Origin of the sequence: Acidovorax sp. DW039 (assembly GCF_037101375.1) — a bacterium.
Classification (GTDB): domain Bacteria; phylum Pseudomonadota; class Gammaproteobacteria; order Burkholderiales; family Burkholderiaceae_C; genus Acidovorax.
In genome coordinates, this window is the sequence record NZ_AP029019.1 from 3,380,373 (window position 1) to 3,401,370 (window position 20,998).

Genomic DNA, 20,998 nt, shown 5'->3' on the forward strand with positions numbered 1-20,998 from the left:
AAAAAGCTCTTTGCTAGCCGTGCATGCTGCTCGTCATCAGCCTAGCGCCGGTCTACCAAGGCATGCGCAATCGTGCCCAGGTCCACATACTCCAGCTCGCTGCCCACAGGCACACCGCGGGCCAGACGCGTGACGTGCAGCCCCCGGCTCTTGAGCGCTTCACTCAGCACATGGGCTGTCGCCTCGCCCTCGGCATTGAAGTTGGTGGCCAGAATCACCTCCTGCACCACACCATCACTGGCGCGCTCCATGAGTTTGTGCAGACCGATTTCCTTGGGTCCAATGCCGTCCAGCGGGCTCAGGCGCCCCATCAACACAAAATACAGCCCCTTGAAGGCCCCCGTGCGTTCCAGCGCCGACTGGTCGGCCGGGGTCTCCACCACGCATAGCCGCGATGCATCGCGCTCCGGGTCCAGACAGGTGCTGCAGATATCGTCTTCGGTAAAAGTGTGGCAGCGCGCGCAGTGGTGCACGTTCTGCACCGCGTCATGCAACGCATTCGCTAACGCCTCCGCCCCCGCACGGTCATGCTGCATGAGGTGAAACGCCATGCGCTGTGCAGACTTGACCCCCACCCCCGGCAAACGGCGCAGCGCCTGGATCAAGACCTCAAGGGCGTTGGTGGAGGACATGGATGGATGGCAATCAGGGGACGTGGAGATCGGAATACGGGAGGTGCGATGAAAGGCTTCGACAGGCTCAGCCCGAGCGGACTGGGAAAAGATCAGAAATGGCCATCCAAACTCTGTCCCCCCTGTCTTCACACCCCGCCCGCAAGGGCGTAGCGAGCGCCTGTCAGGCTAGGCGGACGGAGCACAGCAACCGGAACGTACTTCCTGTACGTGAGGATTGCGAGCACCGCCCAACGACGCATGGCTGGCGCGCAGTAGCCAACCTCAGAAAGGGAATTTCATGCCGCCGGGGAGTCCTGGCATGCCTGCGGTGAGCTTGCCCATCTTCTCCGCCGAAGTCTCCTCGGCCTTGCGCACTGCCGCATTGAACGCAGCCGCCACCAGGTCTTCCAGCATGTCCTTGTCTTCGGTCAGCAGGCTGGGGTCGATGGTGATGCGCTTGACGTCATGCTTGCAGGTCATCACGACCTTGACCAGGCCCGCACCGGATTCGCCTTCCACTTCAATGAATGCCAGCTCTTCCTGGGCCTTCTTGAGGTTGTCCTGCATGGCCTGGGCTTGTTTCATCAGGCCGGCGAGTTGTCCTTTGTTGAACATGGGTGTTTCCTTCTTGAAAAATGGTTGAAATCAGCAAGCGGTAGCCCGGGTCAGGCTGGCTTGATGCTGCCCGGCACGATCTTCGCGCCGTGGTCACGGATGAGCATCTGAACGTACGGGTCGTTCATCACGGTTTCTTCGGCCTGGCGCTGGCGTTCTGCCGCAGCAGCGGCGTTGCGGCGCGCCGGGCTGTCAATCACGCGGCCCACCTCCACACTGATCTGGGTGGCGTGGCCCGCAGCCTCCAGGGCAGCACGCAGGCGCTCACGGGCCATGGGCTGGTTGAGAGACTCCCGCTCCACCCGCAGCAGCCAGTGGCCGCCGTCGCGCGCCACCAGCTGGGATTGCAATGCCAGCTCGCGCACCAGGGCCGTGATGGCCTCGGCAGCCACCAGTTGTTTCACGGTGGCGTGCCACACATCCCCCTCTTCCGTGGGGGTGTAGCGCGTAGGCACAGGGCTGGGAGAAGACAGGGGCAAGGGTTGCAAACGTTCGCCTGGCTCGGGCACTTCGCGGACAGGGATTGCTACCAGTTCAGGAGCTGCCTGCGCTAGCTCGGTGTGCGCCAGAGGCACATTTTGCCCAGAACCTTCGGACGCACGCACAGCAAGCGTTTGCACCGGAGGCGTGGGCACGGAGCCATCGTCTGCATCAGGCCATGGAGGAGGCTCGGAGGCGTCTGCGTGCTCCTGCGGGGCGGAGGCAGGCGTCTCAGAATCCACCGGTTGCACAGAACGGCTGCCGGAAGGTGAGGAAGAGGAGGAGGATTCCTCCGCAGCGACCGCAGGCAAGGCCACTGGAGCTTGAGTGGCTGACCCGGCCAACGATTGCATGCCACCCGCAGCGGGTAACGGGTCAGCGGGCTGCTGCACGGCGACGGCCGCGGGCACGGGCGCTGGCGTTTGTTTCAGCGGCTCGGCCACGGGTGCTGCGGCGGGGGCCATCACAGCAGGGGCCGCAGCGGCAGAGGCTTGCACCGCCGTAGACGCCGCCGTGGCATCGGCGCGAGGCGCGGGGGTGGACGCCGCAGGCTCAGGCCGCGTCAGAGTTTTTTTTTCCGCCGGGTCTGCAGGGGCTTTGAAGGCCAGCAGGCGCAACAGCACCATGGTGAGCGCGGCGTATTCGTCCGGAGCCAAACCCAGTTCGCCCCGGCCATGCAGGCACAGGCTGTACAGCAGCTGGGTTTCGTCGGCCGGCATCTGGGCTGCAAGCCGCGCGGTTTCTACCGCTTCGGCGTCGTTGGCGTCCACGGCCTGGGCCATTTGCGGCACGGCCTGGTACACCGCCATGCGTTGCAGCACGGCGCTCATTTCTTCCAGCGTCGAGGCTGCAGACAGGCCGTTCATGCGCAAGGCGTCGGCGGTTTCCACCACCGTTTTGCCATCGCCCTTGGCCAGCGCGTCGATGAGGCGGAACACGTAGGAGCGGTCCACCGCGCCCAGCATCTGGCGCACGCCCGCTTCCTGCAACTGCCCGCTGCCAAAGGCGATGGCCTGGTCAGTGAGCGAGAGCGCGTCACGCATGGAGCCCCGCGCGGCGCGCGACAGCAGACGCAGCGCCTGCGGCTCGGCAGGTACGTTCTCGTTCGCCAGCACGCGGGTCAGATGCTCCAGCACCGTCTCGGGAGCCATGGGGCGCAGGTTGAACTGCAGGCAACGGCTCAGCACCGTGACCGGGACCTTCTGCGGATCGGTCGTCGCCAGCACGAACTTGAGGTATTCAGGCGGCTCTTCCAGCGTCTTGAGCATGGCGTTGAACGCCGTGTTGGTGAGCATGTGCACTTCGTCGATCATGAAGACCTTGAAGCGCCCTTGCACCGGCTTGTACACGGCTTGCTCCAGCAGGCTTTGCACCTCGTCCACGCCGCGGTTGGAGGCCGCGTCCAGCTCGGTGTAGTCCACAAAGCGGCCGCTGTCGATATCCGCACACGCCTGGCACACGCCACAGGGCGTGGCGGTGATCCCACCGTTGCCATCGGGCCCCTGGCAGTTGAGCGACTTGGCCAAGATGCGCGACACCGTGGTTTTGCCTACGCCGCGCGTACCGGTGAACAGGTAGGCGTGGTGCAGGCGCTGCTGGGTCAGCGCATTCGACAGAGCCTGGACCACATGCTCCTGCCCCACCATTTCGGTGAAATTGCGGGGGCGGTACTTGCGGGCGAGCACGAGATAGGACATGGGCCCGGATTCTACGGGTTGAGCGGGGGCTGCTCTCCTTGCCCAGCCCACAAATCCCCTGCGCGCCGCAAAGTGTCTTGCATCCGAAGTACAATGCGTGCTGACGGGCCTCCCCGCATGGCAAAGCAGCCAACCGGGTCAGGTGGGGAACCAAGCAGCCCTAACTGTAGAGTCAGTGCCGGGGGTAAGGCTCGTCAACTTCTTCTCATGCCCCAGGGCGGTTTTTCAACCGCTGGCAGTCCCCCCAAAAAATTCTTCAACACCTTCGGTAGAGCCGGTGAGTAGCTGTCTCAACGACGCACGCCTTTGCCTGCTTCGCGCATGAACTTTTCCATCTCTTCCAGCGTGGAGACGATGGTCTGGAGCTCACTTTCTTTATCGCGCAGCTCGGCCAGCGCGGCTTCGTGCGTGCGGATCTGTTCCCGCAGCGCTGCAATCTGCGCCTGCAGGTCTGCAATGGCGGGGCCGTGGGAAGATGTCATAGCTTCTTTCAACAACGCGAGGACGGGTCCGCATCGTACCCGGCCCCCCAGACTCAGCAGCCGCCCCGCGTCACCCACAAGAAATGCTGACCCACGGCAATCGCTACCAAATCGATAGCTGCCTGCGCTTTATGGACGGGCGCTATGCCCCATAAACGCCAAGACACCCTGCCCTGCACGCACGCCACTGGCCAGGCAGGCCGTCAGCAGGTAGCCACCGGTCGGGGCCTCCCAGTCCAGCATTTCGCCCGCACAGAAAAGGCCGGGCAGCGCCTGCGCCATGAGGTGGGCGTCCAGCGCCTCAAAGGTCACGCCCCCAGCGGTGCTGATGGCCTCGTCGATGGGCCGGGTGGCTACCACCGTGATGGGCAGCGCCTTGATGGCGTGGGCCAGGGCCACGGGGTCGTTCATGCCGTCTTTGCCCAGGTGTTCGTACAGTACGCCCGCCTTGATGCCATCGAGCCCCAGGCGGCTTTTGAGGTGGCTGGACAGTGAACGCGAGCCGCGCGGGTGGCGCACCTCCTGCAGCACGCGCTCCGGGCTGTGGTCGGGCAGCAGGTCGAGGTGAAAGGTGGCGTGGCCGTGCGCTTCGATCTCATCGCGCAACAGATGTGACACGGCGTACACCAGGCTGCCCTCCACCCCCGTGGCTGTGGCCACGAATTCACCCCGGCGCAGAAAGTGCTGACCGGTGCTGCTGGTAAAGCCCAGCGCCACCGACTTGAACGGCTGGCCTGCATAACGCTCTGCAAAATGCGGCGTCCAGCCCACCGGCACGGCGGGCGTGCGGCCCAGCAGCTCTTGCAAAAAGGCCCGGCGCGTCTCGCCCGCCGGGGCGTGCATGCCCGCTACGTCAAAGCCGCAGTTCGATGGGCGCAGCGGGGCCACCGCCACACCATGCTCGGCCAGCAGGGGCACCCAGGCACTGTCGGAACCGAGCCGCGCCCAGCTGCCGCCGCCCAGGGCCAGCACCACGGCGCGGCAGGTCACCCGGCACTCGCCCGCAGGGGTGGCAAAGCGCAGGACATGGGCTGACGATGGCGTGAAATCAAGCGCTTGCTGCGCAGGCTGCGCCGCTTTCGCAGCGGAGGCGGCATCGTGGCCATTAGCCCAGCCCAGCCAGCGGTGGCGCATGTGCAGCTGCACGCCCTGCCCACGCAGGCGGTGCAGCCAGGCGCGCAGCAAGGGCGCGGCCTTCATGTCAGTAGGAAACACCCGGCCCGACGTGCCCACAAAAGTCTCCACCCCCAGGCCCTGCGCCCAGGCGCGCACCTCGGGGCTGCCGAAGGCGCGGATCAGCGGCTCGATGTGCGGCTGGCGGGCGGCGTAGCGGCTGGCAAAAGGCTCATGCGGCTCAGAGTGCGTGAGGTTGAGCCCGCCCTTGCCCGCCAGCAGAAACTTGCGGCCCACCGAGGGCATGGCATCAAACAGATGCGCGGCCACGCCGCTTTGGGCCAGCACTTCTGCCGCCATGAGCCCGGCGGGGCCACCGCCAATGATGGCCACATCGCAAGAGATGGGGGGAACGGCAGTAGTGGCGTGGGCGGAGGATGGTGCTTGGGACACGGGAGGCCTTTGGGTCAACGTCGAGAAGATGGCGAGAGCAGATGCACGGGTCAGAACAGAGAACCCTGGCGGGAGTCTGGCACCGGCGGCGCGGCTTGGGCGGCACGGGGGCTGGCAGCGGCAGGTGCTGCGGCCTTCGCAGTCCCCTCCACCACCGCAGCGCCGGGGGCGGGAGTATGCCCCATGGCGGCGGAAGCGTCGGCACCACCCACCATCACCATGCGCCCATCGCCCGCGAGGAACGCGGCATGCACTACCTCGCCGGGCATCAACACAGACACGGCCTCGCGATAGCGCTGCAACTGCGCCACCAGGGCCTGCTGGCGCTGGGGCTGGGTGGCGCTTTTGTAGTCCAGCACCCACCAGCCTGCCAAGGCGTCATCGGCCTGCACGGCGCGGCGCTGCACCAGCCGGTCGATGCGCAGGCTATGGCCCTGGTAGTGCAGCGGGGCTTCGTTGATGGCGGTCTGGATCAGTGCAGCATCCCACGCCCAGGCGCCCTCGCCCGCCAGAATGGCCTGCGCCATGCGGGCGGCCTGCTCGGCGGCGGCGGGGGTGATGTCGTGGTCTGCAGCCAGGCGGGCCAGGCGCGCAGCGGGCCAGCCATGGGCACGCACATCGGCCAGCGGGGCACCGGCCACGCCCGCCTGTTCCAGCAGCTGGTGCATGGCATCGCCCTGGCGCGACAGCGGGGTCGATTCCGCATCGCCCGGCATGGCCACGGGGGCATCGCCTTCCAGTCCGGCAGCGGTGTGCACGCGGGCGGTTTGCAGGGCCCCGGGCAGCGCGGGCAGGCTGGGGATGGTGAAGGTCTCCGGTGCATCAGCGGGGGCAGCGGCTTCTGTGCCGTGCTCTGCCGGGGCCTGGGCTTGCAGATCGACTTCCGTGACCAGCGGGGCCAGCCGGTTCCACCAGCTGCCGGGAGCCGAGTTGCTGGGCTGCACCGACGAAAGCGCCAAACAGTGCTTGGCGCGCGTCATGGCCACGTAGAGCATGTTCAGCTCCTCGCGGCCGCGGGCCTGCTGCTCGGCGGCCAGCGTGGCCTCCGCGCTGGGGGGAGGGTTGGATTCGCTGGCCAAAAAGATGAAGGCCGAGGGCGCGGGCTGCTCGCCGGGCCAGTCCACCAGCACGCCCATGGTTTCGGCCTTTTGAGGGCGGGTGTCGGTGTCCAGCAGCAGCACGCAGTCGGCCTCCAGCCCCTTGGCACCGTGCACTGTCAGCAGGCGAATGGCCTGTGCATCGGCACGGCCGGGGGCACGCACGCCGCCCTTCTTCATGGCGCGCACAAAGGCATAGGGCGTGAGGTAGCGGCCCCCGTCGTGCTGCAGCGCGGCGGCCAGCAGCGCCCGCAGATTGGCCTGCACGGCCTGGCGCTGGGTGACGGGCGCGGCGGCAGCAAAGCGGGCCAGCACGTCGCCATGCTCGTAGATGGCGTGCAGCGCATCGTGCGGCGGCAGGCGCTGCACCCAGCCCTGGTATTGAATCAAAACAGCCCCTAGCGCTTGCATATCAAGCGGTAGCAGCTCACTTTTTAATAGCAAATCAAACCAGCTGCAGCCCGCATGCTCAGGTTGGCGGCGCAGCACGGCCAGGGCCACCAGGGCGTCATCGCCCACACCAAACAACGGCGACTTGAGGGCGCGCGCCAGCGACAGGTCGTGCGTGGGCGAAACCAGCGTATCCAGCAGCGCCACCATGTCCTGCACCTCGGGCGCGTCGAACAGGTCGGACTTTTCGGGCTGCACACAGGGCAGGTGCAGGGCGCGCAAAGCGTCTTGCATGCTGGCCAGGCGGTCGCGCTTGCGGGCCATCACCAGCACCTCTTTGGGCGGCGTGCCGCTGGCGATCTGCGCGGCCACCCAGGCGGCGGCCTGCGTGCATTCGCGCATGCGCTGGGTCTCTTCGGCTTCGTGGCGGGGTTCGGTCAGGCTGTCGCGCCAGGCCAGCGGGTCGCGGGCGGCGTTGCCTCCATCGCCAGCATCGTCATCGGTGATGGCGGGCAGGCGCAGCAGTTGGCCCGTATATTTGGATTCAGTGGTGTGGTCGCGGAAGCCTGTGGTCTCGTGCTGCGCCTGGGCCTGGCCCATGACGGCATTGACGGCGGCAATCACGCCCTGCGCGTTGCGGCGCGTGTGGTCGCAGCTGAGCAGGTCGCCGCCCAGCCCGTCGCGCACAAAGGCCTGCGCGGCGATAAAGACCTGCGGCTCGGCCCGGCGAAAGCGATAGATGCTCTGCTTGGGGTCGCCCACGATGAACACGCTGGGCGCGGCCGACCCACCGCCCGAGCCCGCATAGCCCGCCAGCCACGCGTGCAGCGCCTGCCACTGCAGCGGATTGGTGTCCTGAAACTCATCGACCAGCAGGTGGCGGATGCGCGCATCCAGCCGCTCTTGCACCCAGCCAGAGAGGATAGGGTCGGCCAGCATGACCAGGGCGGTGCGCTCCACATCGTTCATGTCCACCCAGCCGTGCTGCTGCTTGACGGCGGCAAACTGCGCAATCAGGCAACGTGCCAGCCGGGCCATGCGCTGCTGGTGCTGCCAGGCCTCGTGCTGGCGGCGGGCGGTCAGCAGGCGCTGCAGCTCGGGCTCGGCCTCTTGCGCGGCGGGGAACTTCTCCAGGTTCTTCGACAGGCGGTCTTCCTTGGCGACGAACATGGCTTTGCGCAGCATGTCCAGGCGCTGATTCAGGTCGGGGCAGGCCAGCGCGTCGATGATGGCGTCGGCCGCCTTTTGCGGGGTCTTGTTGGACTCGGCGCCCAAAGCGCTGGCACGGCTGCGCCAGCGCTGCAGGGCGGCCTCGGTCTGCAGGGCCTCGGCGGGCTCGGCCAACGCGGCCAGGTCGGGGTAGGCCTGCTGGAAAGGTGGCACCGAGGCATCGACCACACCTTCCGCATCGGCCAGGTCAAACTCCACGCGCTTGGCCAGCGCCGCTGCCAGCGCTTTGTGCGTTTGTGATCGGCCATGGCGGGCCACCACGGCCTCGTAGTCGGCGCGCAGGCTGGCGCTCTCGGCCACGGTCTGCAGGAACGGCGGCCAGACCTCGCGCACGGCCTCGGCATCGTCTTCCAGCAACTCAAAGTGCGCGGGCAGGCCTTGCTGCTGCAGCAGCGCCAGCGGGGCCGTGCCCAGCAGCGCGGCAAACCAGCTGTGGAAGGTGCGGATCTGCACCGGGCGGCCAGCCTCCAGCAGCTGGCGGTATAAATTTTGTAGCGCCTCGCGCTTTTCCTGTGCGCCCTGGGGGCTGATTCCGCGTGCAATCAGCTCTGTCGTCAGCTCTTCCAACGGTTTATGGCTGAACTGCTCCAGCCACTCTTGCAGGCGCTGGCGCATTTCGCCTGCGGCCTTTTTGGTGAAGGTGATGGCCAGGATTTCGTGCGGCGCACAGCCATCGAGCAGCGCCCGCAGCATGCGCGAGACCAGCATCCAGGTCTTGCCCGCACCTGCGCAGGCCTCCACCGCCACGCTGCGGGCGGGGTCGCAGGCAATGGCGTAGAAGGCCTCGCGCAATACGGGGCGGCCGTTGTGTTCGTAGGCGGCCTGGGTGGCTGGGGAAATACTGGCGGTCATGGCGTCTCTGGCGCGGGCAATGCCTGTTCGGCGTCTGCCCAGTAGTCTTTGCGGCACAGGCCGCGCACGGCGCAGAACTCGCACACCGAGCCCTCGCCCAGCGCAGGCAGCGGGGCCCCAGCGGCAATGCGGGCCATGTCGTGCTGGATGCCTTCAATCAGCACATCGCGCAGGTGCACCACCTCGTCCTGTTCGTGCAGTTGCGTCTCTCCGCGCTCGCCCACGTTGACGTAGGCGGCGCGCAGCGTGTCGTGGTGCAGCAGGGCGGCATAGAACGGCAACTGGGTATCTTCCGCGCCGCTCTTGATGCGCTGGCGGGTGACGCTGTCGCTTTCGGTTTTGTAGTCGATCACCAGCACCGTGGGCTCGCCGGTGCTGGAGACGCCGTCGATGCGGTCGATGGTGCCGATCAGCTCCAGGTCGCCCAGCGGTTGCTTGGCCTTGACCTCGGCCTCGCGGAACATCGCGCCCTGCTGCTCGTGCCCGGCCAGCCAGTGCAAATAGCCGTCGCGCAGCTGCGCCCAGCCTGCAGCAAAGGGCAGAAAGTCGCCTTCTTGCAGGCGCTGCTGGCGCGTGACGGCTTCGGCGGCGGCGTCCATGCGGGCGCTGCGCTCGCCCGCATCGTCAGTGGGCTGATCGCGCAGGTCTTCATGAAAGCGCTGCAGCACCGCGTGCAGCCAGTTGCCAAAGTCGCGTTTGTCCACCTCGGCGTCCAGCTCGTCGGCCTCGCGCAGGCCCAGCTGGCGCTGGGCGAAGAAGCGGTAGGGACAGTGGCGCAGGTCCGAATACGCGGTAGACGAGAGCTGCTGCATGGGCAAGGCCTGGCCCACGGGCAAGGGGCGCAGCGTGGGGGTGGCCTGCACAGTGCGGGGCAGGCGGGCGTCGGCACCCTGCGCTGCGTCGCCTTGCAGTTGCAGGGCCAGCACCAGGGCGCTGGCCAGCAGCGGCTCCCCGCCTTCATCGCTGGTGCGCCACAGCACATCCACCATGGGCGTGCGCAACGCGTTGGCCCAGGCGGCGCGCTGGGCGGCTTCCAGCGTCTGGCGGGTGGGCAGGCCCCAGGCCTCGCGCTGGGCTTGAGACCAGTCGCCCGAGGGCTCGGGCGCGGGCTGCAGGCGCTTTTCATCGCTGCCCGGCAGCACGGCGGCGGCAAACGGGCGGCCCAGCAGCTGGGGCATGGGCAGCACCACCACGGGCGCTTCGGCCGATTGCGCTGCCACGTAACGCCCGGCCTCCAGCACATCCTTCACCCAGCGGGTGAACTCAGCCAGTGCCATGCGACGGCCTGCGGTCTCACCCCAACTCGCCAGCTCGGCCTGCTGGCCGTCTTGCAGGCGCAGGGCTGCCAGCATGCGCATGCCGGCAGGGTCGGCCTGCAGGCCCTGCCACTGGCCCGCCTGCTCCAGCACGGAACGCAGCGCCAACAGCCACTGCGGCAGGGGCCGTGCGGCGCGCAGGGTATCGCGCCAGCCTTCTACCGTAGCCACGGTGCGGGCCAGGGCGGGCTGGGCGCTGATATCTCGGGCCGCAGCGGCGCTCCACTGCGGCACCACGTTGCGGCGCAGCCATTGCTCCAGCCGGTTGACATCGGCAGGCGGCAGCGCGGGTGTGTGCTTGAGCCAGTCGAGTACGGCGTTGGACGACGCGTTCCACGCCGCCGCCTCCAGCGCGGCCATCAGGCGCGCTGCTGAACGGGTGGTGGAAAGAATCCAGCCGCTTTCATCGCGCACCAGCACGCCCTGGCTGTGCAGATGGGCCAGCACGCGGCGGATCAGGGCCCGGTCGGTAGCGGCCAGCGCCACGGGGATGCGGCCCTGCTCAATGTGGCGCAGCACGCAGGCGGCGGCACGGTGGGCTTCGTCCTCGGCGTCAGCCGCCGCATGCAGGGCCATCTGCGAGGGGGGTTGTGCAGAGGCAGACTCCGCATCCCACAGCGCCACGCAACACGCGCTGGCACCCCAGTGCTGCACCAGGGCAAGGTTGAGGGCGTCGGACTGAAAACCCTCCAGCACCACCAGCGCATCCACCGCGGCGCGCACGCCTGGCTCAAACAGTACATCGGTGGCGTGGCGCGAGGCCAGCACCCATTCCAGTGCCAGGCGGGCTACCAGGGCTTCGTAGTGCAGGGCACTGCCTTCGTTGGTGGTGGCGAGCAAGGCACGGGCCTCATCGCCCCAGGCGGCACGGCGTTCAGGCGGCACAGCAGCCACCACCGGGGCCAGCTGGGCTGCAGCTTCTTGCAAAGGGGTGGCCAGCACATCACGCAGCCCCGCCTGCCCCACGCGCTCCAGCAACGCCCGTGCCGTCAGGGTGTCGCGCGCCACGTCGCAAGCAAAGTCATCCTCCGCAGGCTCGAACCCTTGCAGTTGCCCGGCCCAGTTGCGTGTGGTTTCAAAACGCGGTGCAAACCCTTGTGGAAACTGCTGCGCCCAAAAGCGCTGGGCCCAGGGCATGAGCTGCGCATAAGGCACCAGCACCACCGTGCGCGCCAAGTGCGCGCCCTGGGCCTGCGCGTGGGCTGCCACCTGGGCCAGGGCGCGCTGCCACACTGCCGCGCAAGGCGAGGCGGGCTGATCGCTTTTCGCTATGACAGTCATAGCACTGCGAGACGCAGCCACACTGGTGAACGTGGGATTGGTTTCTGTCACAATGCCTGAACTTTAAACGTACACCGGTCCCAACCCGCTGAAAAACAAGGAATCCCGCCATGGCCAGCGAACTCATCAAACATGTCTCCGACGCCAGCTTTGAAGCCGACGTGCTGCAACCCGGCACACCGGTGCTGGTGGACTACTGGGCCGAATGGTGCGGCCCCTGCAAGATGATTGCCCCCATCCTCGACGAAGTTGCAGGCGCTTACCAAGGCAAGCTCACCATCGCCAAGATGAACGTGGACGAAAACCGCGAAATCCCCGCCAAGTACGGCATTCGCGGCATCCCCACCCTGATGCTGTTCAAGGACGGCCAGCTGGCAGCCACCAAAGTGGGCGCCATGAGCAAGGCCCAGCTGACCGCGTTCATCGACCAGCAACTGGCCGGATAAGCCCCCCAGTCGGCGCGCTGCACACCGCGCCGACTGCCCCTCACTTTTTGAGCGCACGCGTGGCAACGCCATCGATTGCGCAGCAGCTGTAGAACCCAGCGTTTTTTTCCTGTCATAATTTCGCCAGATCACCGGTTTGCAAGCATTGGCAACCGGCCCGAGATCCTCCAGGCGAGCCCGGACTGTCAACAGCAGCTCCCGTGGCACCAGCCCCACTCCCCCAAGATACCTACTTACTCCGCCAAGGAGTCTTTCCATGCACTTAAACGAACTCAAGGCACTGCACGTGTCTGAAGTCCTGAAGCAGGCCGAAGAACTCGAAATCGAAAACACAGGCCGGATGCGCAAACAGGAATTGATGTTTGCGATCATCAAGAAGCGCGCCAAGGCAGGCGAGCAGGTATTTGCCGACGGGGTGCTGGAAATCCTGCCCGACGGATTCGGCTTTTTGCGCAGCCCAGACACCAGCTTCACGGCCAGCACGGACGACATCTACATCAGCCCCAGCCAGGTGCGCCGTTTCAACCTGCACACCGGCGACATGATCGAAGGTGAAGTGCGCACACCCAAGGACGGCGAGCGCTACTTTGCCCTGACCAAGCTGGACAAGGTCAACGGCGGCCCACCCGAGCAGAACAAGCACAAGGTGATGTTCGAAAACCTGACGCCCCTGTTCCCCAAGGAACAGATGCGGCTGGAGCGCGACATCAAGGGCGACGAGAACATCACCGGCCGCATCATCGACATCATTGCTCCCATTGGCCGCGGCCAACGCGCACTGATCGTGGCGCCCCCCAAGAGCGGCAAGACGGTGATGATGCAGCACATCGCCCACGCCATCACGGCCAATAACCCCGACGTGCACCTGATGGTGCTGCTGGTGGACGAGCGCCCTGAAGAAGTGACGGAAATGCAGCGCACGGTCAAGGGCGACATCATTGCCTCCACCTTCGACGAACCCGCCGCCCGCCACGTGCACGTGGCCGAAATGGTGATCGAGCGCGCCAAGCGCCTGGTGGAGCTGAAGAAAGACGTGGTGATCCTGCTGGACTCCATCACCCGCCTGGCCCGCGCCTACAACAACGTCGTGCCCTCCAGCGGCAAGGTGCTGTCGGGCGGTGTGGACGCCGCCGCGCTGCAGCGCCCCAAGCGCTTCTTCGGCGCAGCCCGCAAGGTGGAAGAAGGCGGTTCGCTCACCATCATCGCCACCGCGCTGGTCGATACCGGCAGCCGCATGGACGAAGTGATCTTCGAAGAATTCAAAGGCACGGGCAACTGCGAAATCCACCTGAACCGCCGCCTGTACGAAAAGCGCGTGTTCCCCGCCATCGAGATGAACAAGAGCGGCACACGCCGTGAAGAGCTGCTGCTGGCACCCGAGATCCTGCAAAAGACCCGCATCCTGCGCCAGTTCATGTACAACATGGACGAGATCGAGTCGATGGAGCTGATGATCAAGAACATGAAGGCCACCAAGACCAATGTGGACTTCTTCGACATGATGCGCAGGGGCGGCTGAGACCCATGACAGTCAACGCGGGACTGCCGATAGCAGGCCCCAGGTGACCAAAAAACAGGCAACTCGCAGTCTGTGCAATAATGGCAGGCTTTTTCTTGCGGAAAGTACATCGGACTGGCCGATGCGGCTCCCGCAGCTGACTCAAGGAAGATCATGAAAGAAGGCATTCACCCCAATTACCGCGAAGTGCTGTTCGTGGACCTGTCCAACGGCTTCAAGTTCGTGACCCGTTCGTGCGTGAACACCAAGGAAACCGAAACCTTTGAAGGCAAGGAATATCCTCTGTTCAAGCTGGATACCTCCTCTGAATCTCACCCCTTCTACACCGGCACACAAAAGTCGGTGGACAACATGGGTGGCCGCGTGGAGCGCTTCCGCAACCGCTTCGGCAAGACCGCAGCGAAGTAATTCGCCGCAGTTCGCCACAAAGGCAGCCCGGGCAACCGTGCTGCCTTTTTCTTTGGTTTTGCATTTATCCTCGGCAGGGCCTGTTTTTATCGACGGTCTTGCACCCAGTTTCGCGTGAATCCTCCCACCCCCGCCATCGTCAGCCAAAAAGCCGTTCAGGCACTGCCCCGCTGGGCCTTGCTGCTGCTGTGTCTGGCCTATGTGGTGCCGGGCTTTGTGGCACGTGATCCGTGGAAGAACTCCGACGTCACGGCATTTGGATACATGCTGGCGTTGGCCCAGCAAAAGACCGCTTGGTTGAGCCCCCTGCTGGGCGGCTTGCCGCCTGAGACGGATGGGCTGCTTCCCTACTGGATGGGCGCACTGGCCATACAGTGGGCGCCCGATTGGCTGTCACCCGACATGGCCGTGCGCCTGCCTTTTGGCCTGCTGCTGTCGCTGACCCTGGTGGCAACCTGGTACGGCGTGTACTACCTGGCCCGCAGCCCTGCAGCGCAGCCCGTCGCCTTTGCATTTGGTGGCGAGGCGAGCCCCACCGATTACGCCCGCGCCATGGCTGACGGAGGCCTGCTCGCCTTGCTGGCGTGCCTGGGTTTGGCCCAGCTTTCACACGAGACCACCAGCTATGTGGTGCAACTCTGCTGCACAGCACTGGTCTTCTATGGCGTGGCGGCGTTGGCTTTTCACACAGTCATTCCAGCCGTTGCTCTGGCCATAGGCCTTTCGGGTCTGGCGCTGGCGGGAGCCCCTGCGTTGGCTACCCTGTTCGGCATCGGGGGCGCCTGGCTGATCTGGCGCACAGCAGAGCAGGAGATGCCCCACCGCAAAGTGTGGACCATCGCAATGCTGGGGCTGTTGCTGGCCGTGGCCCTGCTGGCATGGCAGCTGGATCTCTGGCGCTGGCGCATCGTCGGTACGGAGGCCGGGGGCAAGGAAGTCCCCAGCCTCATCAAGCTTTTGCTGTGGTTCGGGTGGCCCGCATGGCCTCTGGGCCTGTGGACACTGTGGCGCTGGCGCAAGCAGATTGCCAGCAAGCAGTGGCACCGCCATCTGTGGTTGCCTATCTGGTTCTCGCTGGTGTCGTTTGGCGCCACAGCCACCACAGCGCCCGCAGACCGTGCCTTGCTGCTAGGGCTGCCCGCACTGGCTACCTTGTCCGCTTTTGCCCTGCCCACCCTAAGCCGCGCCGTGGCAGCGTTGATTGACTGGTTCACGCTGCTGTTTTTCAGTATTGCAACACTCACCATCTGGGTGATCTGGATAGCGATGCAGACCGGTGTGCCAGCCAAGCCCGCGGCCAATGTGGCCAAGCTGGCTCCGGGGTTCACCCCCTCTTTTTCGCTGCTGGCCCTGCTGGTCGCCCTGGCAGCGTCAGCCGCATGGTGCAGCCTGGTGTGGTGGAGAGCATCACGCGACCGCATCGTGATATGGAAGAGCCTGGTTCTGCCAGCCAGCGGCGCCACTCTGGGGTGGCTGCTCTTGATGACTTTGTGGCTGCCCTTGCTCAACTATGCACGCAGCTACGCACCGCAGACAGCGGAACTGCTGCAACGCATGCCTGGTGTGCAGCAGACCTGTGCGCAGACCTACGGACTGAGCCGGGCCCAGATGGCCGCCTTCCAATACCACGGCGGCCTGACGTTGCAGCCGGTGGCAGAAAACAAGACCTCTACATCACTCAGCAATGGCGGCCCAGCCCAGCCCCTTAGCTGCCCCTGGCTGCTGGTGGACATTGCCTCGTGGCCCGCTCCGGCCGATGTGCTGAACGCTGAGGAATGGGTGCCGGTCGCCACAGTGCCGCGGCCGACAGACAAGAACGATCAGGTTTTGCTGTTCAAACGCGCAGAGGCTGCGCCCTCCGCAGACTGACCCCGTCACAGCTGTCGCGCCTTCGCCGACGCTTCACGCTGCCGTCTGTTCGCAGGCAGCTTTTTTTAAGACATGACAGTACAACACTCGCCCCCTACCTCTGTATCGGCAGAGCTTCCCACCATCACGCGCCATGCGGGCACCGTCCTGGCCGGGCAACTGGCAGTGATGGCTTTTGGCGTGACAGATACGCTGGTGGCGGGCCGCAGTGGTGAAGGGGCGCTGGCCGCACTTTCTGTCGGCTCTGCCATCTTCATCAGCATCTACGTTGCATTGATGGGCGTGTTGCAAGCTCTCATGCCCGTGTGGGCGCAGCAGCGCGGTGCGGGCCAGCTCTTGGCGTTGGGCCAGTCAGTTCGTCAGTCGCTCTACCTTTGCCTGCTGGCAAGTGTCATAGGCATGGCTCTGTTGCTGTCTCCAGCCCCGCTGCTGCGGTGGACAGAAATTCCTGCAGCCCTGCGTGCCGATGTGGAGACCTATCTCGCCATCCTGGCTTTTGCTCTGCCTGCCGCCCTGCTGTTTCGCATTTACAGCACCCTGAATCAGGCTTTGGGCAAACCGCAGCTGGTAACCTGGCTTCAGGTGGGCTCCATGTTCGTCAAGATTCCGCTGTCCATCTGGTTCACCCTGGGAGGCTGGGGGTTGCCCGCGCAGGGGGTGGCTGGCTGCGCGTGGGCCACGCTGGTGGTGAACTACACGATGCTGGGGCTGGCATGGTGGCTGGTCAAGACTCAGGACATCTACACCCCCCTGCAACTGTGGCGCGCGCTGGAGCGCCCCCACGGTCCGACACTGCGCGGCTTTGTCCAGCTGGGGGTGCCAGCGGGCCTGGCCATCATGGTAGAAGTGACCTCCTTCACGCTCATGGCGCTGTTTATCGCACGGCAAGGCACCACGGCAGCAGCAGCGCACCAGATTGCATCGAACGTTGCAGCATTGCTGTACATGGTGCCCCTGTCGCTCGCCATTGCATCAAGCACGCGGGTGGGCTACTGGCTGGGCGCAGGCCACGCCCGCTATGCCCGCAAGGTAGTGCACATGGGTTTTTCGCTTTCAGCGCTTACAGGTATTGCGCTGGCAGCTATTCTTTTTATAGCAAAGGAAGGAATTGCCTCGCTGTACTCCAGCAGCACCGCAGTGACAGGCGTGGCTGCAGGGCTCTTGCTGTGGGTGGCGGCCTACCATGTGGCCGATGCCAGCCAGACATTCTGCGTGTTCGTACTGCGCTGCTATCGTATTACGGTGGCACCGCTGGTGGTGTACAGCGTCCTGCTGTGGGGCCTCGGATTGGGGGGCGGTTACCTGCTGGCGTATGGCCCGTGGCAGATCACCACTGCCGAACTGGGAGCCCAGGTCAGCCCCACCCCCTTCTGGGCCTGCAGCGCCTTGGCACTCCTTGTCACAGCGGTGGCCTTTGTGCTGATGCTCAGCAGGGCTGCTGCCAAGGCAGCAGATACGCCCCCATCCCGTTCAGCGTAAACGGTTGGCAGGGAAAGTGACCGAGAACACCGAACCCTTGCCCACCTCGCTGGCAATGTCCAGCTGCGCCCCGTGCCGCTGCAGCACATGCTTGACGATCGCCAATCCCAGCCCCGTACCACCGGTTTCGCGTGAGCGGCTGCGGTCCACCCGGTAAAAGCGCTCCGTCAGGCGGGGGATATGCTCAGGAGCAATACCAGGCCCCGTGTCTTTAACGCAGAAATGGGCCGAGCCATCGCCACCGCGCTGCCAGGACACCGTGATGGAGCCCCCCGCAGGGGTGTACCGGATGGCGTTGCTGATGATGTTGGATAGCGCGCTTTGCAGCTCCACCGCCACGCCCGCGATCTCGCCCATGTCCTTGAGGGCGCTGGCAGGCGGAAACTCCAGCACATGCAGGCGTGACTGGTTCTGGGTGAGCAGCGCTGACAAGGCGCGACCTTCATCCTCGCAACGCTGCATGAGCACTTGCACGGGCGTCCATTCCGACACGCCCGGCAGTGGACTCCCCTCCAGACGAGAGAGGGTGAGCAAATCCTGCACCACGCTTTGCATGCGCGAGGCCTGCTGCGCCATCATGCCCAGGTAGCGCCCGCGCTCGTCTGCCGACAAAGGCAATGTCTGGAGGGTTTCCACAAACCCGATCAGCACCGTGAGCGGTGTGCGGATCTCGTGGGAGACGTTGGCAACAAAGTCGCGGCGCATCGCGTCGGCCTGCTCCAGCGCGGTGACGTCGCGCGAGAGCAGGAGCTTGCGGCCATCGCCATAGGGATGCAGGTGAACGGAGATGCGCACGGGCCGCGAGGGTTTGCTGTCCCGCCCCTGCAGCACCACATCGTGCGAAAAATCGTGCGCTGCGTAGTAGGCACTGAAGTCCGGATCGCGCACCAGATTGCCAATGAACTGCATCACGTCGCGCTGGGCATCGATGCCGAACTGGCTGGCCGCAATCTGATTGCACCACTCGATGTGTCCCTCGCGGTCGAGCAGCACCACGCCGTTCGGGGTGGCCTGCAATGCCGCCAGAATTTCCTGCAGGCGGCTTTGGCTGTCCTGTTCCTTGGCTTCACTCTGACGCAGCAGCCGACGTGCACGGTCTGCCGCCTCGCCCCACATGCCGCGCATGGAAGGGGCTTTTGCCAGGTCACCCGTCCGCAGCCAGCGCAGCACACGCGCCCCACGGGACAGATCCCACACAAACCATGCCCACGCGGCCACAGCCGCGCCAATGGCAGCCCCCCAGGGCCCTGCCCTCCACCAGCCCAAGCCACCACCCACCAATTGCCAGCTCAGGAAAAAAACAAATCGCCACAACATGCGGGACGCACCGCTTTCTCAAAAAAAGCAGGCCACGCATCGCTGCGGGCCTGCAGGCAGCCACTTCAGGAGTGGCTATTCATTGATCAAGAGAACCACCGGGCCACTACTCAGGCCTGCATCAAGGCTTGGGGCTGTCCCGTCAGGCGGTATCCCGCCCCACGCACTGTTTCCACCATCACGCCAGCACTTCCCAAGGCTTCGCGCAGGCGTTTCACATGTACGTCCACGGTGCGCTCTTCGATAAAGACGTGGTCACCCCACACCTTGTCGAGCAATTGCGAGCGGCTATGCACCCGCTCGGAGTGCTTCATGAGGAAGTGCAACAGCTTGAACTCGGTCGGCCCGACCTTGAGGGGCTGGCCCTGGAAGGACACCCGGTAGGTGGCAGCATCCAGCACCAGATCACCGATGGTGACGCTGTCGTTCACCTGCTCCGGCGCGCGGCGGCGCAGCACCGCACGAATGCGGGCGAGCAGCTCCTGCGTGGAGAAGGGCTTGGTGATGTAGTCATCAGCCCCCGCATCCAGCCCTGCCACCTTGTCAGGCTCATCGCCACGGGCTGTGAGCATGATGATGGGGATGGGCTTGATACGGCTGTCTGCACGCCACTTGCGTGCCAGCTGCAAGCCACTTTGGCCAGGCAACATCCAGTCCAGCAGGATCACATCGGGCAGCACCGCATCCAGCTCACGCTGCGCAGACTCACCATCCTCCGACCAAATGGGCTGGAAGCCGTTGTGCCGCAGGTTCACGGCAATCAGTTCGGCAATCGCGGGTTCGTCTTCAACGATCAGCACCCGGGGCATTTTCTTCATGTCAACGCCCCTCCTTCACTGCAACACGGTCGATTCAATATCGTCCATCGCCGCGTGACGGACGTCCTTGCCCTTGACCAGATAGATGATGAGTTCAGCCACATTCTTGGAATGGTCACCGATGCGCTCGATGGCCTTGGCCAGGAACAGCAGGTCCAGGCTGGCAGAGATGGTACGGGGGTCTTCCATCATGTAGGTCACCAGCTTGCGCACAAAGCCGTCGAACTCCTTGTCGATCAGGTCATCCTCCTTGAGGATGGCAAGCGCGGCCTTGGTGTCCAGACGGGCAAACGCATCGAGCGCCTTGCGCAGCAGGCCCGAAGCCAGGTCTGCCGCCACACGCAGATCGCTGGAGGGCAGTGCGCGTGCAGCGCCACTTTCGATGATGGACTTGACCATGCGGGCCATCTTGTGGGCCTCGTCCCCCATACGCTCCAGATTGGCGGTGGCCTTGGAGAAGGCGATCAGCAAGCGCAGATCACGCGCTGTGGGCTGGCGGCGGGCGATGATGGAGGAGAGTTCGTGGTCGATCTCCACTTCCATCGCATTCACGCGCTGCTCCATGGCAGCCACCTGCTCCACAGCTTCCATGCTGAACTGGGACAAGGCGTAGATGGCCTGGCGAATCTGCGACTCCACCAGCCCACCCAGTTCCATCACCCGGGATGAAACGCTGTTGAGCTCACTGTCAAACTGGGTGGAGAGATGTTTTTCTGGCATGGTGTCTCCTCAGCCGAAACGGCCGGTAATGTAGTCTTCGGTTTCCTTGCGCTGGGGCTTGAAGAACATCTGCTCGGTCTCTCCAAATTCCACCAGATCGCCCAGATACATGTATGCGGTGTAGTCGCTGCAACGCGCTGCCTGCTGCATGTTGTGGGTCACGATCACCACGGTGTAATCGTTCTTGAGTTCGGCAATCAGTTCTTCCACCTTGGCGGTGGAGATCGGGTCCAGCGCAGAGCAAGGCTCATCCAGCAGCAACACTTCAGGCTTGATGGCAATGCCGCGCGCAATGCACAGACGCTGCTGCTGACCACCCGAAAGGCTGGAGCCGCTCTGGTTGAGCTTGTCCTTGACCTCGTTCCACAGCGCCGCCTTGCGCAGCGCCCATTCCACACGGTCGTCCATATCAGTGGCGTTGAGGTTCTCAAAGAGCTTCACGCCAAAGGCAATGTTGTCATAGATGGACATGGGGAACGGCGTAGGCTTCTGGAACACCATGCCCACCTTGGCACGCACCAGGGCCACGTCTTGCTTGCTGGTGAGCAGGTTTTCGCCGTCCAGCACGATCTGCCCTTCGGCACGCTGCTCGGGGTACAGCTCAAACATGCGGTTGAAGGTGCGCAGCAGCGTGGACTTGCCGCAACCCGAGGGACCGATAAAGGCAGTGACCTTGTTCTCGGGGATATCGAGGTTGATGCCCTTGAGGGCGTGAAACTTGCCGTAATAGAAGTTGAGGTCGCGCACCGTGATCTTGGCGTTGGCCTGCGCGGTCACTGTCGTTGTGGAGGGCATGAATGTC

At 64.9% G+C, this 20,998-nt stretch carries 16 protein-coding genes and 1 other RNA gene; 6 read left to right on the forward strand and 11 right to left on the reverse strand.

What is annotated here, in order from left to right:
• Window positions 1-41: 41 nt before the first annotated feature.
• From recR to dnaX, 3 genes are all read right to left on the reverse strand, one after another.
• Window positions 42-632: a recombination mediator RecR gene (recR, locus tag AACH87_RS15155; protein WP_338795312.1), complete on the reverse strand. Its 591-nt coding sequence runs from the start codon at window positions 630-632 to the stop codon at window positions 42-44.
• Window positions 633-896: 264 nt separating this feature from the next.
• Window positions 897-1,229: a YbaB/EbfC family nucleoid-associated protein gene (locus AACH87_RS15160; RefSeq protein ID WP_338795313.1), complete on the reverse strand. Its 333-nt coding sequence runs from the start codon at window positions 1,227-1,229 to the stop codon at window positions 897-899.
• 50 nt (window positions 1,230-1,279) lie between these two features.
• Window positions 1,280-3,406 carry a DNA polymerase III subunit gamma/tau gene (dnaX, locus tag AACH87_RS15165; protein ID WP_338795314.1) on the reverse strand — a complete coding sequence of 709 codons (2,127 nt, stop codon included), beginning with the start codon at window positions 3,404-3,406 and terminating at the stop codon, window positions 1,280-1,282.
• Window positions 3,407-3,508: 102 nt separating this feature from the next.
• On the opposite strand from dnaX, the gene ffs reads away from it, so the two are divergent.
• An RNA gene (gene ffs, locus AACH87_RS15170) (signal recognition particle sRNA small type) lies at window positions 3,509-3,605 on the forward strand.
• 91 nt (window positions 3,606-3,696) lie between these two features.
• On the opposite strand, the gene AACH87_RS15175 is transcribed toward ffs, so the two are convergent.
• The 4 genes from AACH87_RS15175 to AACH87_RS15190 all read right to left on the reverse strand — a co-directional run bounded on the left by AACH87_RS15175 (window position 3,697) and on the right by AACH87_RS15190 (window position 11,620).
• Window positions 3,697-3,888, reverse strand: a complete 192-nt coding sequence (locus AACH87_RS15175) for a hypothetical protein (protein ID WP_338795315.1) — start codon at window positions 3,886-3,888, stop codon at window positions 3,697-3,699.
• A gap of 129 nt (window positions 3,889-4,017) precedes the next feature.
• Window positions 4,018-5,454 (reverse strand): TIGR03862 family flavoprotein, encoded by a 1,437-nt coding sequence (locus tag AACH87_RS15180; protein ID WP_338795316.1) that lies wholly within the window; start codon window positions 5,452-5,454, stop codon window positions 4,018-4,020.
• A gap of 50 nt (window positions 5,455-5,504) precedes the next feature.
• On the reverse strand, window positions 5,505-9,023 hold the full coding sequence (locus AACH87_RS15185; RefSeq protein ID WP_338795317.1) for a UvrD-helicase domain-containing protein: 3,519 nt from the start codon (window positions 9,021-9,023) through the stop codon (window positions 5,505-5,507).
• Complete coding sequence (locus tag AACH87_RS15190) at window positions 9,020-11,620, reverse strand: PD-(D/E)XK nuclease family protein (protein ID WP_338795318.1); 2,601 nt, start codon at window positions 11,618-11,620, stop codon at window positions 9,020-9,022. Before AACH87_RS15190 ends, AACH87_RS15185 begins: the two co-directional genes overlap by 4 nt.
• A gap of 110 nt (window positions 11,621-11,730) precedes the next feature.
• On the opposite strand from AACH87_RS15190, the gene trxA reads away from it, so the two are divergent.
• From trxA to AACH87_RS15215, 5 genes are all read left to right on the forward strand, one after another.
• A complete protein-coding gene (gene trxA, locus AACH87_RS15195) occupies window positions 11,731-12,066 on the forward strand; it encodes a thioredoxin TrxA (protein ID WP_338795320.1) in 336 nt (111 codons plus the stop codon).
• Between the two features lie 256 nt (window positions 12,067-12,322).
• A complete protein-coding gene (gene rho / locus AACH87_RS15200; protein WP_338795321.1) occupies window positions 12,323-13,585 on the forward strand; it encodes a transcription termination factor Rho in 1,263 nt (420 codons plus the stop codon).
• Between the two features lie 153 nt (window positions 13,586-13,738).
• On the forward strand, window positions 13,739-13,993 hold the full coding sequence (locus AACH87_RS15205; protein WP_044396829.1) for a type B 50S ribosomal protein L31: 255 nt from the start codon (window positions 13,739-13,741) through the stop codon (window positions 13,991-13,993).
• Window positions 13,994-14,107: 114 nt separating this feature from the next.
• Entirely contained in the window at window positions 14,108-15,862 is a 1,755-nt protein-coding gene (locus tag AACH87_RS15210; protein WP_338795322.1) for a hypothetical protein, read from the forward strand.
• 72 nt (window positions 15,863-15,934) lie between these two features.
• Window positions 15,935-17,341, forward strand: coding sequence for an MATE family efflux transporter (locus AACH87_RS15215; RefSeq protein WP_338795323.1), 1,407 nt, complete (start codon window positions 15,935-15,937; stop codon window positions 17,339-17,341).
• Here the strand turns inward: AACH87_RS15215 and phoR are convergent.
• The 4 genes from phoR to pstB all read right to left on the reverse strand — a co-directional run bounded on the left by phoR (window position 17,333) and on the right by pstB (window position 20,991).
• A complete protein-coding gene (gene phoR / locus AACH87_RS15220) occupies window positions 17,333-18,658 on the reverse strand; it encodes a phosphate regulon sensor histidine kinase PhoR (RefSeq protein ID WP_338795324.1) in 1,326 nt (441 codons plus the stop codon). The genes AACH87_RS15215 and phoR overlap by 9 nt on opposite strands.
• A gap of 110 nt (window positions 18,659-18,768) precedes the next feature.
• Entirely contained in the window at window positions 18,769-19,476 is a 708-nt protein-coding gene (gene phoB, locus AACH87_RS15225; protein ID WP_338795325.1) for a phosphate regulon transcriptional regulator PhoB, read from the reverse strand.
• 15 nt (window positions 19,477-19,491) lie between these two features.
• Window positions 19,492-20,196, reverse strand: coding sequence for a phosphate signaling complex protein PhoU (gene phoU / locus AACH87_RS15230; protein WP_338795326.1), 705 nt, complete (start codon window positions 20,194-20,196; stop codon window positions 19,492-19,494).
• A 9-nt stretch (window positions 20,197-20,205) separates the two neighbouring features.
• On the reverse strand, window positions 20,206-20,991 hold the full coding sequence (pstB, locus tag AACH87_RS15235) for a phosphate ABC transporter ATP-binding protein PstB (RefSeq protein ID WP_338795327.1): 786 nt from the start codon (window positions 20,989-20,991) through the stop codon (window positions 20,206-20,208).
• Between the last annotated feature and the right edge of the window lie 7 nt (window positions 20,992-20,998).

Coding starts and splice junctions, on each gene's coding strand:
- recR (WP_338795312.1), bottom strand. CDS start 632: ATGTCCTCCACCAACGCCCTTGAGGTCTTGATCCAGGCGCTGCGCCGT.
- AACH87_RS15160 (WP_338795313.1), bottom strand. CDS start 1,229: ATGTTCAACAAAGGACAACTCGCCGGCCTGATGAAACAAGCCCAGGCC.
- dnaX (WP_338795314.1), bottom strand. CDS start 3,406: ATGTCCTATCTCGTGCTCGCCCGCAAGTACCGCCCCCGCAATTTCACC.
- AACH87_RS15175 (WP_338795315.1), bottom strand. CDS start 3,888: ATGACATCTTCCCACGGCCCCGCCATTGCAGACCTGCAGGCGCAGATT.
- AACH87_RS15185 (WP_338795317.1), bottom strand. CDS start 9,023: ATGACCGCCAGTATTTCCCCAGCCACCCAGGCCGCCTACGAACACAAC.
- AACH87_RS15190 (WP_338795318.1), bottom strand. CDS start 11,620: ATGACTGTCATAGCGAAAAGCGATCAGCCCGCCTCGCCTTGCGCGGCA.
- trxA (WP_338795320.1), top strand. CDS start 11,731: ATGGCCAGCGAACTCATCAAACATGTCTCCGACGCCAGCTTTGAAGCC.
- rho (WP_338795321.1), top strand. CDS start 12,323: ATGCACTTAAACGAACTCAAGGCACTGCACGTGTCTGAAGTCCTGAAG.
- AACH87_RS15205 (WP_044396829.1), top strand. CDS start 13,739: ATGAAAGAAGGCATTCACCCCAATTACCGCGAAGTGCTGTTCGTGGAC.
- AACH87_RS15215 (WP_338795323.1), top strand. CDS start 15,935: ATGACAGTACAACACTCGCCCCCTACCTCTGTATCGGCAGAGCTTCCC.
- phoR (WP_338795324.1), bottom strand. CDS start 18,658: ATGTTGTGGCGATTTGTTTTTTTCCTGAGCTGGCAATTGGTGGGTGGT.
- phoB (WP_338795325.1), bottom strand. CDS start 19,476: ATGAAGAAAATGCCCCGGGTGCTGATCGTTGAAGACGAACCCGCGATT.
- phoU (WP_338795326.1), bottom strand. CDS start 20,196: ATGCCAGAAAAACATCTCTCCACCCAGTTTGACAGTGAGCTCAACAGC.
- pstB (WP_338795327.1), bottom strand. CDS start 20,991: ATGCCCTCCACAACGACAGTGACCGCGCAGGCCAACGCCAAGATCACG.